Origin of the sequence: Micropruina sp., from assembly GCF_047602085.1 — a bacterium.
Classification (GTDB): Bacteria; Actinomycetota; Actinomycetes; order Propionibacteriales; family Propionibacteriaceae; genus Micropruina.
In genome coordinates, this window is the sequence record NZ_JASGID010000004.1 from 443,599 (window position 1) to 456,483 (window position 12,885).

The 12,885-nt window shown below is 67.8% G+C and carries 13 protein-coding genes and 1 pseudogene; 1 reads left to right on the forward strand and 13 read right to left on the reverse strand.

The genetic code is table 11. The annotated features are described in order from the left end of the window. Nucleotides 1-185 precede the first annotated feature (185 nt). The 9 genes and pseudogenes from QM721_RS08385 to QM721_RS08425 all read right to left on the reverse strand — a co-directional run bounded on the left by QM721_RS08385 (nucleotide 186) and on the right by QM721_RS08425 (nucleotide 9,117). Complete coding sequence (locus tag QM721_RS08385) at nucleotides 186-701, reverse strand: regulatory protein RecX (protein ID WP_415120867.1); 516 nt, start codon at nucleotides 699-701, stop codon at nucleotides 186-188. Between the two features lie 20 nt (nucleotides 702-721). Beyond that, on the reverse strand, nucleotides 722-1,768 hold the full coding sequence (gene recA, locus QM721_RS08390; RefSeq protein WP_415120869.1) for a recombinase RecA: 1,047 nt from the start codon (nucleotides 1,766-1,768) through the stop codon (nucleotides 722-724). 386 nt (nucleotides 1,769-2,154) lie between these two features. Further along, on the reverse strand, nucleotides 2,155-2,397 hold the full coding sequence (locus tag QM721_RS08395; RefSeq protein ID WP_415120871.1) for a DUF3046 domain-containing protein: 243 nt from the start codon (nucleotides 2,395-2,397) through the stop codon (nucleotides 2,155-2,157). After that, nucleotides 2,351-2,653, reverse strand: coding sequence for a helix-turn-helix domain-containing protein (locus QM721_RS08400; RefSeq protein ID WP_415120873.1), 303 nt, complete (start codon nucleotides 2,651-2,653; stop codon nucleotides 2,351-2,353). Before QM721_RS08400 ends, QM721_RS08395 begins: the two co-directional genes overlap by 47 nt. A gap of 75 nt (nucleotides 2,654-2,728) precedes the next feature. Next, the gene (locus QM721_RS08405; protein WP_415120875.1) at nucleotides 2,729-3,226 is read right to left on the reverse strand and encodes a CinA family protein; all 498 of its coding nucleotides are present in this window, start codon (nucleotides 3,224-3,226) and stop codon (nucleotides 2,729-2,731) included. Continuing rightward, a complete protein-coding gene (gene pgsA, locus QM721_RS08410; protein WP_415120877.1) occupies nucleotides 3,223-3,807 on the reverse strand; it encodes a CDP-diacylglycerol--glycerol-3-phosphate 3-phosphatidyltransferase in 585 nt (194 codons plus the stop codon). Before pgsA ends, QM721_RS08405 begins: the two co-directional genes overlap by 4 nt. Continuing rightward, the gene (gene rimO, locus QM721_RS08415; protein ID WP_415120879.1) at nucleotides 3,804-5,198 is read right to left on the reverse strand and encodes a 30S ribosomal protein S12 methylthiotransferase RimO; all 1,395 of its coding nucleotides are present in this window, start codon (nucleotides 5,196-5,198) and stop codon (nucleotides 3,804-3,806) included. The genes pgsA and rimO overlap by 4 nt, the downstream gene beginning before the upstream one ends. 63 nt (nucleotides 5,199-5,261) lie before the next feature. Then, nucleotides 5,262-7,734, reverse strand: a pseudogene (locus QM721_RS08420) (DNA translocase FtsK). A gap of 435 nt (nucleotides 7,735-8,169) precedes the next feature. Beyond that, complete coding sequence (locus QM721_RS08425; RefSeq protein WP_415120881.1) at nucleotides 8,170-9,117, reverse strand: thiamine-phosphate kinase; 948 nt, start codon at nucleotides 9,115-9,117, stop codon at nucleotides 8,170-8,172. Between the two features lie 40 nt (nucleotides 9,118-9,157). On the opposite strand from QM721_RS08425, the gene rarD reads away from it, so the two are divergent. After that, nucleotides 9,158-10,054, forward strand: a complete 897-nt coding sequence (rarD, locus tag QM721_RS08430) for an EamA family transporter RarD (RefSeq protein WP_415120883.1) — start codon at nucleotides 9,158-9,160, stop codon at nucleotides 10,052-10,054. Nucleotides 10,055-10,058: 4 nt separating this feature from the next. Here rarD and QM721_RS08435 read toward each other — a convergent pair whose 3' ends face one another. The 4 genes from QM721_RS08435 to QM721_RS08450 form a co-directional block, all read right to left on the reverse strand. Beyond that, a complete protein-coding gene (locus QM721_RS08435) occupies nucleotides 10,059-10,397 on the reverse strand; it encodes a response regulator transcription factor (protein WP_415120885.1) in 339 nt (112 codons plus the stop codon). Between the two features lie 104 nt (nucleotides 10,398-10,501). Continuing rightward, nucleotides 10,502-11,614, reverse strand: a complete 1,113-nt coding sequence (locus QM721_RS08440; RefSeq protein ID WP_415120887.1) for a D-alanine--D-alanine ligase family protein — start codon at nucleotides 11,612-11,614, stop codon at nucleotides 10,502-10,504. 49 nt (nucleotides 11,615-11,663) lie between these two features. Next, nucleotides 11,664-12,446: an IS630 family transposase gene (locus QM721_RS08445; protein WP_415118598.1), complete on the reverse strand. Its 783-nt coding sequence runs from the start codon at nucleotides 12,444-12,446 to the stop codon at nucleotides 11,664-11,666. Then, on the reverse strand, nucleotides 12,335-12,625 hold the full coding sequence (locus tag QM721_RS08450; RefSeq protein ID WP_415117914.1) for a helix-turn-helix domain-containing protein: 291 nt from the start codon (nucleotides 12,623-12,625) through the stop codon (nucleotides 12,335-12,337). The genes QM721_RS08445 and QM721_RS08450 overlap by 112 nt, the downstream gene beginning before the upstream one ends. Nucleotides 12,626-12,885 lie beyond the last annotated feature (260 nt).

The window sequence follows — 12,885 nt, forward strand, 5'->3', positions numbered from 1 at the left end:
TGATGAGTCGTTGACACACCTGAAGGTGAGGTTAGGCCTACCTGCCCCCACTATCAAGCTCGACACCTTGTGAGAGCCGTATCTGGCAACCATCTCGCTTGCCCGCGCCGGCATGGCGTGCCCAGCCGGGTGATCGATCGCGGTCACTTGGCTGCCGGCGCGTCAGGCTGCACCGGCGTTCGGGTTCAAGCGCCGAAGGCATCGGTCTGGTCGTCGAACTGACGCGGCAGGTCGCCCAGCACTGTCGAGATGACCCCCGGACTGAACCCCCGCCGCGCCAACTGGCCGGCCAAGCGGCGGTAACGCACGTCGTACGGCAGACGCTGCAACGCCCGTACCCGCTTCGCCACCAGAGCCGTGGCCGCCTCGAGGTCTGCATCGCTGTCGACCGACGCCGCTGCCTGCTCGACGATCTGCACGTCGACCCCTTTGGTGCGCAACTCCTGCCGGAGCACCCGGCTGGATCGCTGCCGCCGCTGCTGGGTCTCGAACCAGACCTCCGCGAAGCGCTGGTCGTTGATCAGGCCCACCTCGGTGAGCCGATCCAGCACCTCGGTCACCGCAGCGGGCGGCACCTGTTTCTTGGCCAGCGCCTGCTGCAACTCGTGCCGGGTGCGATCACGGACGCTGAGCAGCCGCAACGCGATCTCGCGCGCGACGGTGACGGGGTCGGCATCCGGGCCGTCGGCTGACCCCGCCATCTCGGCACGCTGCCACCGGCTCAGAACGCGACCTCACCAGTGACCGGGTCAATACCGGCCGGCACATCGCCGACCGCACCGATGCCCAGATGCTTGAGAATGCGCGATTCGAGTTCGGCGGCCACGTCGGGGTTCTTCTTGAGGTAGTTGCGGGCGTTCTCTTTGCCCTGCCCCAACTGGTCGGCCTCATAGGTGAACCAGGCGCCCGCCTTGCGGACCAGACCGGTTTCGACACCGAGGTCGATCAGGCTGCCTTCGCGGCTGATGCCCTGGCCATACAGAATGTCGAACTCGGCCTGCTTGAAGGGCGGGGCCACCTTGTTCTTGACCACTTTGACCCGAGTGCGGTTACCGACCATGTCGGAGCCGTCCTTGAGCGTTTCGATGCGCCGCACGTCGAGACGCACCGACGAGTAGAACTTGAGCGCACGCCCACCGGTGGTGGTCTCGGGCGAGCCGAACATGACACCGATCTTTTCGCGCAACTGATTGATAAAGATGGCGGTAGTGCCCGCGCCGGCCAGCGCACCGGTCATCTTGCGCAGCGCCTGGCTCATCAGCCGGGCCTGCAGGCCGACGTGACTGTCGCCCATCTCACCCTCGATCTCGGCGCGGGGGGTGAGCGCGGCGACGGAGTCGATCACGATCAGCGATAGCGCACCGGAGCGCACCAGCATGTCGGCGATCTCGAGCGCCTGTTCACCGTTGTCGGGCTGGCTGACCAGCAGCGCATCGGTGTCGACCCCCAACCGAGCCGCGTAATCGGGGTCGAGAGCGTGTTCGGCGTCGATGAAGGCGCAGATGCCGCCAGCCGCCTGAGCGTTGGCGATGACGTGCAGTGCCACCGTGGTCTTGCCGCTCGACTCCGGGCCGTATATCTCGACCACGCGTCCGCGGGGCAAGCCGCCGATGCCGAGGGCAACGTCGAGGGCGATGGAGCCGGTGGGAATCACCTCCATCGGCTGCCGGACGTCTTCGCCGAGCCGCATGACGGACCCCTTGCCGTGCTGCTTCTCGATCTGGGCGAGGGCCGCCTCGAGCGCCTTCTCGCGATCTGCAATCGCCATGTGTCTGGTCCTTCCTGATGCGGCCAGTGCCTGTTCGTTGACTGTGCCTTCACCCTACGAACGGCCACTGACAGAAATGTCAGACCGGTTCGGGGGCTGTGGGTAACGTCACGGGACTACGTTCGTCTGTGCATAACCGACACTACCGAACAACTGTTCGAAAGTTGCCCGACACGCCGTAGCTCGACCGACCAAGCACAGCCGTCCCGACCAAGCACAGCCGTCCGATCACCCCACCCACCGCGTCGTCAGCGAGGGATCCAACACGCTCCCCCGCCGATCGAAAGGAAACGCTCATCAACGCAACCCTCGCTGAGCGTATAAAGCCGTCTCAAGCACGATGCCTGAGGTCTGGACACGCTCGACCAACGAAAATCAGCGTTTCCCTACCGATCGGCGGCCGGCAACTCCAGGTTCTGCCACACCGCGTGCCAGATCTGCTTACACGGCACCCCCGCAGCCAACGCTTCGCGCACCGTGCGACTGCCCAGTTGGCCGATCACATGCCCCTCGGCCCAGACCAGGGCCTGCACTCGCCCGAAATGTCGGGTGAGCCGAGCCCAGAGTTCGGCCTCGCGCACCTCAGGCGGCCACGCGACCGGCGCGCATGCCCAAGTGAGCAACGACATCGCGATCATCGAATTTGTCGCTGACCCGGCGCAGGACGAACGACAACGGCACCCCGAGAGCGCCACAGATGGCGTGCAGCAACTCGCTGGATGGCTCCTTCTGCCCGCGCTCAATCTCGGACAGGTAACCGAGGCTGACCCGGGCCGCCGACGACACCTCGCGCAGTGTGCGGCTGTCTTCGGTGCGCAACTCGCGCAGCGATTCGCCTAGCAGTTCACGCATCAGCAGCGGCCGGCCGGCCTCGGCAGCGATCATGCCCACGACTTTACCCAATCAGTGTTGGTCCAACGATAATCTTGCTCAACGCGCCGCGCGGGCATTCTGTTCCCCTTAGGTCGGATCGAGCAGCCTGAGCAGCATACGCAGGGCGGCGGCCACCGTCTGCTCACGAATCTGCAGCCGATCGCCGTCGAACTCGTAGCGCAGCGCCACCGGCGAGGCTTCGATCGACCCGATCGTTGGGCCCACTACCGCCACCCACACCACGCCCGGCGCGTGCCCCTCCTGGGGGTCTGGGCCGGCGACTCCGGAGGTGGCCAGCGCATAGTCCGCGCCGGTCAGTTCTTGCACGCCCACCACCATCTCGATGGCGGTCTGTTGCGAGATCACGCCGTGCGAGGTGAGCACCGAACGGCTCACCCCGCCGATCCGCGCCTTCTGCTCGGTGGCGTACACCACCACCCCGCCCAGGTAGTACCGCGAGGCCCCTGGCACCGCGGTGATCGTTGCCCCCAGTAGCCCGCCGGTGAGCGATTCCGACGTGGCCAGCGTGAGCTGTCGCTGGGCGAGGGTCTCGCCGACGAGCTGGGCCAACCCGCGTTCGGTCACGGCTTCTCCTGTGCGGTTCGGCCGGTATGGCGCAACACCAGGGCCTCGCGAATGTAGGGCACCGCGGTCACCAGGGTGAGCAGCACCGCGGCCGCCATCACGACCCAGGCGATCCACTGGAGCCACCCCGGCATCAGGGGCAGCCCGGGCAGGAACAACAACAACGCGACGCTCTGCAGCACGGTCTTCAGCTTGCCGCCGGCATTGGCCGCCATCACGCCGTATTTGAGCATGGCGAGCCGCATCCAGGTGATGCCCCACTCGCGGGCCAGCACCAGCACCGTGATCCACCATGGCAGTTCACCGACGATGCTGAGGCCGATGAAGGCCATTCCGGTGAGCGCCTTGTCGGCGATCGAGTCCCAGAGTTTGCCGAAGTCGGTGATCAAGTTGTACCTGCGGGCGATCCGGCCGTCGAGCGCGTCGGTGGCGATGGCCAGGCCGAACACCACCGTCGAACCCAGCCGCCAGCCCAGGTCGTCCGGATGACTCAGCAGCATCCAGGCGAACACCGGCACCAGCACGATGCGCAGCACCGTGAGTGCGTTGGCCGGGTTCAGCCGGCTGGGTTGGTCGGTCATGGGGCCTCGGTCGCGATCAGGTCGATTCCGTCGGCCTCGACGACCACGGCGGACACCAGGCTACCCACCGACGCTGTGGACGAGCTGACCCGGGTACAGCCGTCCACCTCCGGCCCCTGGTGCTCGGCCCGGCCCGTGCCGTCCGGCTCTTCGACCAGTACCCGGACGCTCTGACCCACCCGTTCGGCGGCGCGCTGGTCGCACAATTCTTGCGCAAGTTCGGCCATGGTTTCGAGCCGCTCGGCGATCACCTCCTCGCCCAGCTTGCCGTCGAGCCGCTCCGCTTCGGTGCCCTGTTCGTCGGAGTAGCCGAAGACGCCGAGGGCGTCGAGCCGAGCCTCGGCGGCGAACTGCATGAGGGTGGCAAAGTCGGACTCGGTCTCACCCGGAAAGCCGACGATGACGTTGCTCCGCACCCCGGCCAGCGGAGCCGCGGCCCGCACCCGTTCGAGCAGCGCCAGAAACGAGTCCGGATCTCCGAAGCGGCGCATCCGGCGCAGCACCCCGGGGGCGGCGTGTTGAAACGACAGGTCGAAGTAGGGCACCACCTTGTCGACGGCCAGCATGCCCTCGATCATGCCCGGCCGCAGCTCGGCCGGCTGCAGGTACGACACCCGCAACCACTCGATGCCCTCGACCTTGGCAAGTTCGGCCAGCAGATGCTGTAGGGCATGCGGACCCAGCTTCAGGTCCTTACCGTAGGAGGAGGTGTTCTCGCTGACCAGGAACAGCTCCTTCACGCCCTGCTCGGCCAGCCAGCGCGCCTCGGCCACCAGTTCGTCGATCGGCCGTGACAGGTAGCTGCCCCGAAACGACGGAATGGCGCAGAACGTGCACCGCCGGTCGCAGCCCGAGGCCACCTTGAGCGCGGCCATCGGGCCACCATGAGTGCGCCGGCGCAGCACCCGCGGGCCGCTGGCGGGTGCATGCCCGGGCAGCACCACACCATCGGCGGCGGCGGCCGGACGCTCCGCGGGTGCCAGCGGCAGCAAGTGCCGGCGGTCGCGGGGGCGGTGGGCCTCGACGTGCCCGCCGTCGATGATCCAGCGCAACCGCTCGGCGATGTCGGGGTAAGCGTCGAAGCCGAGCACCGCATCGGCCTCGGGCAGGGCGTCGGCGAGTTCGCGTCCGTAGCGCTCGGCCATGCAGCCCACTGCCACGACAGCCTTGGCGGCGCCGGTCTGCTTCAGGTCGGAGGCCGCCAGCAGGGTGTCGACTGAGTCTTTCTTGGCGGCGTCGATGAACCCACAGGTGTTCACCACGATCGCTGCCGCGGCCTGCGGGTCGTCGGTCAGTTCGAAACCGCCAAGCTCGAGCCGGGCCAGCAGTTCTTCTGAATCGACGTCGTTGCGCGCGCAACCCAGTGACACCAGATGGACGCGCTCAGCCACCGCAGCAATGTATCTCAGCCGCCGCCCGTCGGGCGCGTCGAAACGCCTGGCTGCGATTGCGCCTCAGCCTTCGCGCAGGTTGACCAGCACCTCGTCCAGATCGTCGGTCTTGACCAGCACCTCGCGCGGCTTCGAACCCTCCGAGGGGCCGACCACTCCCCTGGTCTCGAGAATGTCCATCAGCCGTCCGGCCTTGGCGAAGCCGACCCGCAGCTTGCGCTGCAGCATCGAGGTCGACCCCAGTTGCAGGTTCACCACCAAGGTGGCCGCCTCGAGCACCAGTTCGAGGTCGTCGCCGATGTCTTCGGCCACCTTCGTCGACGCCTCGGCGGGCGCGGCGACGTCGTCGCGGTACTGCGGCTGCGAGCTGTTGGGTGACGTGACCCACCACCTGCCGGATCTCGGCCTCGGTCACCCAGGCGCCCTGCACCCGGATCGCCTTCGAAGCCCCCATCGGCAGGAACAGCCCGTCGCCCTGGCCGACCAGCTTCTCGGCACCGGGAGAGTCGAGGATCACCCGCGAGTCGGTCATCGACGACGTGGCGAACGCCAGCCGGGAGGGCACATTGGCCTTGATCAGGCCGGTGACCACGTCGGTGGACGGCCGCTGCGTGGCCAGCACCAGGTGAATGCCGGCGGCTCGGGCCAACTGGGTGATCCGGACGATCGAGTCCTCCACGTCGCGCGGCGCCACCATCATCAGGTCGGCCAGCTCGTCGACGACCACCAGCAGGTACGGGTAAGGCTCCAGCACCCGCTCAGAACCCGGCGGCAGCTTCACCGCACCCGCGTTGACCGCCTTGTTGAAGTCGTCGACATGCCTGAAGCCGAACGCGGCCAGGTCGTCGTAGCGGGTGTCCATCTCGCGGCACACCCACTGCAGCGCTTCGGCGGCCTTCTTGGGGCTGGTGATGATCGGCGTGACCAGGTGCGGAATGCCCTCGTAATGGGTCAGCTCCACCCGCTTGGGGTCGACCAGCAGCAACTGCACCTCATCGGGGGTGGCCCGCATCATCACCGAGGTGATCAGCGAGTTGATGAAGCTCGACTTGCCCGACCCGGTGGCGCCGGCCACCAGCAGGTGCGGCATCTTGGCCATATTGGCCACCACGTAACCGCCCTCGACGTCTTTGCCCAGGCCGACGGTCATCGGGTGGTGGTCGTTGCGCGCGACCGGGCTGCGCAGCACGTCACCGAGCGAGACGATCTCTTTGTCGGCGTTGGGAATCTCGATGCCGATGGCCGACTTGCCCGGAATCGGCGACAGAATGCGCACGTCGGCCGAGGCCACCGCATAGGCGATGTTCTTGGCCAGCGCGGTGACCTTCTCGACCTTCACGCCGGGGCCGAGTTCGACCTCGTAGCGGGTGACCGTCGGGCCGCGCATGTAGCCGGTGACATGGGCGTCGATCTCGAACTGCCGCAGCACCTCGGTGAGCCGGCCCACCACGGCGTCGGACGCCTGAGTGCGCGCCTTGGGCACCGACCCGGGCTTAAGCACCGCCGGTTCGGGCAGCAGGTACTGCACGTCGCCGGTGAGCTGCAGTTGCTCGGCGCGGGCGGGAGCGTGGCTGTGTTCAGGGGCCAGCAGTTCGGCCTGCTCGACTGCCGGCGGATCGGCCGGCGGCGGATCGACCGCCGGCGCCCTGCCCGCGGTGACCGGCCGAGCCTGCTGCGGCTCGGGTTCAGGCTCTTCGTCGGCCCAGTGGTCGATCTCGGCCGGCCCGACGTCGCCGACGATCGGGGTGTCGTAGGCCTCGTCGACGCCGTAGCGCAAGGCGGGCACCTCGGGCTCGGGACGGGTGGGCAGCTTGGCCTTGAACTCGGCGAACCGGGTGGCCAGTTCATGCAGCGGAATGCCGATGATCACCAGCACGCCGAACAGCAGCAGCAGAGTCAGCAGCGGCACCGCCACCCACACGCTGACCAGGTCAGCCACAATCGTGGACGCGATAAAGCCCAGTGCCCCGCCCGCCTCGCGCACCGCTTCGGAGTCGGGAAAGCGCGGCATGCCCTTCGAAATGTGGATCAGGCCCAGCAGGCCCAGCAGCGCGGAACTCCAGCCGACCACCTGCCGTCCGGCCGGGCCGTTGTGCTGGGGGTGCCGCAGGGTGCGCCAGGCCATCGCCAGGGCGAGCAACGGCAGGGCGACACTGAGCGTGCCGAAGACGGTGCTGACCCCGACGTGAATCCACCGGCCCACCGCACCGGGAATGCCGAACCAGAACTCGGCGGCGATCAGCACCGCCAGCCCGATCAGGGCCAGCCCGGCGCCGTCGCGCCGCAGTGCCGGGTCGAGGTCGCGTGCGCTGTGCCCGATGCCGCGCACCACCGCGCCGACGCCCCGGGCGATGCCGTTCCAGACGGCGGCGATGCCGCGACCGATCGCCGGCAGCAGGCCCGACGACTTCTTCTTCGCCGGGGCACGCCGCGAGGAGTTGCGGGCAGATGAGTTCTTGCTTCCGGACGACCGCGGTGCGGAACTGCGCGTAGCGCCGTTACGAGACCGCGGTGGGGAAGACGCGCGGGTCGCCATGAGCGTCACCTTATGACATCGCTGTGACATGACACAGCGTCCACGCCGTCGGCGCCACGTGGACCCACCGTCATCGCAACGAGGATCGCGATCGGGCATCTCGTTTCGCGCCGGATTCCGATCGCTGCCTTCTGCTTCTGTTCCGGACTTCGTCACTGGGTCGTGCGGCGCGCATGACCGGCGCAGCCCCACAAGTGCTGATCAATGCGCCCACCGGTGGTTGAGCTTGTCGAAATCCGTAGTGAGGGCGCTCGGTTTGAAGTCTCGACAAGCTCGACCAGCGAAAAATCGGCGTTTCCGTAGCACGAGCGAAACTGCCTGCGTCGACTACTTGCCGACGCTGACCAGATCACGAGGTTTCGCGTCGGACTTCTCCGTGCTCAACCTCATCACCGAGCCATGTGCCGCCGCCGCTCGACCCGGCTGACGGCCGCTTCAGAAGTGTCGCCAGCCGACGGCGTCGCCGTCCCAGGCTGCGCCGTCCACCGTGACCGCGGGTTCGCCGTGCGACACGCTGCCGATCACCCGCCAGCCGTCCGGCACATCGGACGCCGCGAAGGTGGCCAGCAGCGCGTGGTCGTCGCCACCGGTGAGAATGAAGGTGAGCGGATCGCTGCCCCCGACAGCCGCGGCCACCACGCTTTGCGGTTCGGCGACATCGAGTGTCGAGGTGTCCACATCGATCGCGACGCCCGATGCCCGGGCGAGGTGACCCAGGTCGGCCAGCAGCCCGTCGGAGCAGTCGATCATCGCCGACGCCCCGGCCTGCTGCGCCACGACGCCCTGACCGTAGGGCGGCTCGGGCACACGATGGGCGACCACGACGGCCCGCGGCGACCGGAAGCCACGGTTCAGCACCGTCAGGCCGGCCGCGGCCCAGCCCAGCCGGCCACAGACGGCCAGCACGTCACCGGCACGCGCCCCGGCACGGGTGACCGGCGAACGTCCCTGCAGGTCGCCGAACACAGTCGCTGTCGCGGTGATGTCGCGACCCCGGCTGAGGTCGCCGCCCAGCAGCAGCACCCCGGCGTTGGCGCACTCCTCACGCACACCGAAGGAGAACTCGCTGACCCAGGCCGCCTCCAGCTCGGACGGCACGGTGAGAGCCATCACCAAGCCGACCGGACGAGCACCCATCGCCTCCACGTCGGCGACCGCGGAGGCGACCGCCTTGCGTCCGACATCGTTGGGGCCCGACCAGTTACGCCGAAAGTGCACGTTCTCGACCATGGTGTCGGTCGAGACGGCCACGTCGCCGTCGACGGAGAACACCGCACAGTCGTCGCCCGGGCCAACCCTGACCGCGGCCGAGGTGGGCAGCCCGGCTGTGATCGCGCCGATCACTTCGAACTCGCCAGTCTCGCCCACCGAACGTCCAGCCATGAGGTTGAGACTAGGGCCTGCGCGATGGAAGCATCCCAAGGTGCCACCGATCTCACGCAGCCAGGCTCTTGGCGCCGCCGTTGCCGCCTACCTCTTGTGGGGGTTTCTGCCTCCGTTTCTGGCCGCCCTGAAGCCGGCCGGGCCACTGGAAGTTCTGGCCCACCGCATCGTCTGGTCGTTCGTGCTGGTGCTGCTGGTGCTGGTCGCCTTGCGCAGCCCCTGGGAGTGGCTGCGCACCAGCGTGTTCACCCGTCGGGCTCTGCCCACCCTGCTGGTCGCGGCCGTCATGATCGGCACCAACTGGCTGGTCTACATCTGGGCGGTGAACAACCACCACGTGGTCGAGGCGTCGCTGGGCTACTTCATCAACCCGTTGGTCAACGTGCTGTTCGGGGTGTTGCTCTTCGGTGAGCGGCTCGGGCTGGGAGCACGGATCGGCGGCACGATCGTGCTGCTCGCAGTGATCGTGATCTCGGCCGGCAACTGGGACGGGCTGTGGGTCTCGCTCACCCTGGCCGGCAGCTTCGGCCTGTACGGCGTGGTGAAGAAGCGCTCCACCCTGACCGCCCTGCAGGGCCTGTTGATCGAATCGGCGCTGCTCACCCCGCTGGCCCTGCCGTACCTGCTGTGGCTGGGGCCGCAGGGCCAGTTCGGCCACGACACCGCGCTGAGCGTCATGCTGGTGTCCGCCGGCGCGGTGACCGCGATTCCGTTGTGGTTCTTCGCCGTCGCCGCACCCCGGCTGCCGTTCGGGGTGTTGGGCGTGCTGCAGTACCTGGCCCCCACGATTCAGTTCCTGCTCGGCATCACGCTGTTCGGCGAGCAGGTCTCGGTGTCGTACTGGGTGGGCCTGTTCGGGGTGTGGGTCGGCTCGGCGATCTACCTCACCATGACGATTCGCGACCGTGAGGCGCCGGCCGTCGACGAGCCCTGCTGAAGCGTCACAGCCACCCGTTGCGCCGGGCCACGCGGGCAGCCTCGACCTTGTTGCGGGTGCCGGTCTTGCCGATCGCCGCCGACAGGTAGTTGCGCACGGTGCTGGCCGACAGGTGCAACCTCGCCGCGATGTCGGCGATGGTCGAGCCGTCCTCGGCCACTCCCAGCACCTGCGCCTCGCGCTCGGTGAGCGGGCTGGACGCCTCGCGCAACGCGTGCCTGGCAAGTTCAAGGTCTACGGCCGTGCCACCGGCCACGACCCGCCTGATCGCCTCAGCCAGCGACTCCACCGGGCCGTCCTTGACCAGAAAGCCGCGAGCACCCGCCGCCATGGCACGTTGCACATAGGCTGTGTACCGACCTGAACCGTACAAATGTCACGCCGGCGCAGCCGTCCGGGCATCGGGGCAGCGCAACGCAGCGCGGGCACGGTGTGGCGTGTCGCCGTTCAGCGCAGGCCGACCGGACGCTCCAGGGCTTGATCGATCAGGTCGCTGATCAGCTCGGTGTAGCCGACGCCCGAAACCGCCCACAATGACGGGAACATCGAGATGTGGGTGAAACCCGGCATGGTGTTGATCTCGTTGACCAGCACCCGACCGTCGGCGGTGACGAACAGGTCGACCCGGGCCAGCCCTTCGGCGCCCATCGCCTCGAAGGTGCGGGCAGCCACGTCGGCGGATCGTTGGCGCAGTTCCTCGTCCATCTGGGTAGGCACCAGCAGTGCCGCGTCGTCGTCCGAGACGTACTTGGCCTCGAAGTCGTAGAACGCACCCGCCTGGCGCATCACGATCTCGCCGGGCAGTGAAACCCGGGGCGGGCCGCCGCGTCCCCCGAGCACGGCGAACTCCACCTCGCGGGCGTTCGCCACGCCCTCTTCAATGACCAGCTTCGGGTCGAACTTCTGCGCCAGCAGCACCGCGGGCTCAAGGTCGTCGACACGGTCGACCTTGGTGATGCCGACGCTCGAACCGCCGCGCGCGGGCTTGACGAAGACCGGGAAGCCGAGCCCGGCGATCCGAGCCAGCGACTGCTCGCGCTGCTGTGACCACTGCCGTGCCGTCACCGTGACGAACCGGCAGCCGGGCAGGCCCGAGGCCGCGAGGTGGCGTTTCATCAGGTCTTTGTCCATGCCGTTGGCGCTGGCCGCGACGCCCGAGCCGACGTAGCGCAGGCCGAGCATCTCGAACAGCCCTTGCACCGTGCCGTCCTCGCCGAACGGACCGTGCAGCAGGGCGAACGCCACGTCGAAGTCGTGGACGTCAGTGAGCCGGTCGCCCTCGATGGTGGCCACCCGAGCCCCGCCGGCCTGACCCGGCAGCAGCACCGCCGTGGGCCGCGATTCGCTCAGCCGCGGCAGCGTGCCGCCCTGCTTGCGCAGATCGCGCAATTCGTCGGCTGCCACCTGCACCCAGCGCCCTGACGGCGTGATGCCGATGCCGATCACCTCGAACCGCTGGGCGTCGATCGCCCGGCTGACCCCGCCTGCGGTCATGCACGAGACGTCGTGCTCCGAACTGGCACCCCCGAAAACGATGCCCACCCGGATTCGCTGCGCCATCAGTCCTCCTGTTGATCGGTGCAGCAACCACCCTAGTAGTGTGTCGTGTCTAAATATTTGGGTATAGGTGTCGGAGTTTGATGCGGGCGTCGTTTGTCGTGAACTGCCAGTCGACTTGCCGTTGGTCGTCGTTGGTCGCTTTCTGCCAGGCGGCGAGTTCGGCGTTGAGGACGTCGAGGTCGTCGATGCGGCGGGTGAGGCATTGCCGGCTGAGGGCGGACAGCTCGATCTCGGCGATGTTGAGCCAGGAGCCGTGCTTGGGTGTGTAGTGGATCTCGAGCCGTTCGGCGAGAGCGCGGGCCTTCGCGGGCTCGAACGCCTCGTAGAGCGAGCCGAGGGTATGGGTGTTGAGGTTGTCCATGACGAGGACGACGCGTTTGGCGTCGGGGTAGTCCATGGTCAGTAGCCGGTCCACGCCCGCGGCCCAGTCGATCCGGGTCCGCCGCGGCTTCGCGTCGACGTGGCGGTGTCCGGCGAGCGGCTCGACCCAGACGAAGATCGAGCAGGTGCCGTGACGGACGTACTCCGAGTCCTCTTTGAGATCGTGGCCGGGGCGCGCCGGGATCGGGTCACGAGCGTGGCCGAGCAGCTGGTACGGCTTCTCGTCCATGCACACCACCGGCACTGCCGGGTCGAAGGGCCGGTGGTAGACCTCCAGAACATCCTCCATCCGCGCCACGAACTCGGCGTTGGCTTTCGGCGGGATCGTCCAGCACTTCTTTAAGTGAGGACGAAGCCCCCCTTTTTCAGGGCCCGCCCAATCGTGGAGTGATCCAGAGGCGGCAGCCCGTCGGTAAGGGCCACGTGTTTCTCCAGCAGCCGCAACGACCACCGGTCGAACCCCTCCGGCGGTCTCGTGCACGCCAGCGCGATCACCCGCGCCTCGACATCCCCGGTCACCTTCGGTGGCACCGGCGGCGTGACCCGTTTGCGACGGCGAATCACCTCATCGGCATCCCCACCGGACTCGACGAACCGCTTCGCGATCAAATACACCGTCTGCTCGGACACCCCGACACGCTCCGCGACAACCCGCCGACCCGGCACGACCCTCGCGTTCTCATCCAGCTCAAGCAGAACCCTCGCCCGCGCAATCATCCGCGCCGGATGCGTCCCCCGCGACACGACCCTCGTCAACTTCACACGATCCTCAGCCGTCAACGCGACGACATGATCCTTCAGCCTGGGCACGATACGACTCCTCCCGATCAAGCATCAATCAGGACAAGCCAATCCCACCCATTACCAAACCATTAGGAGCGACACTCCAC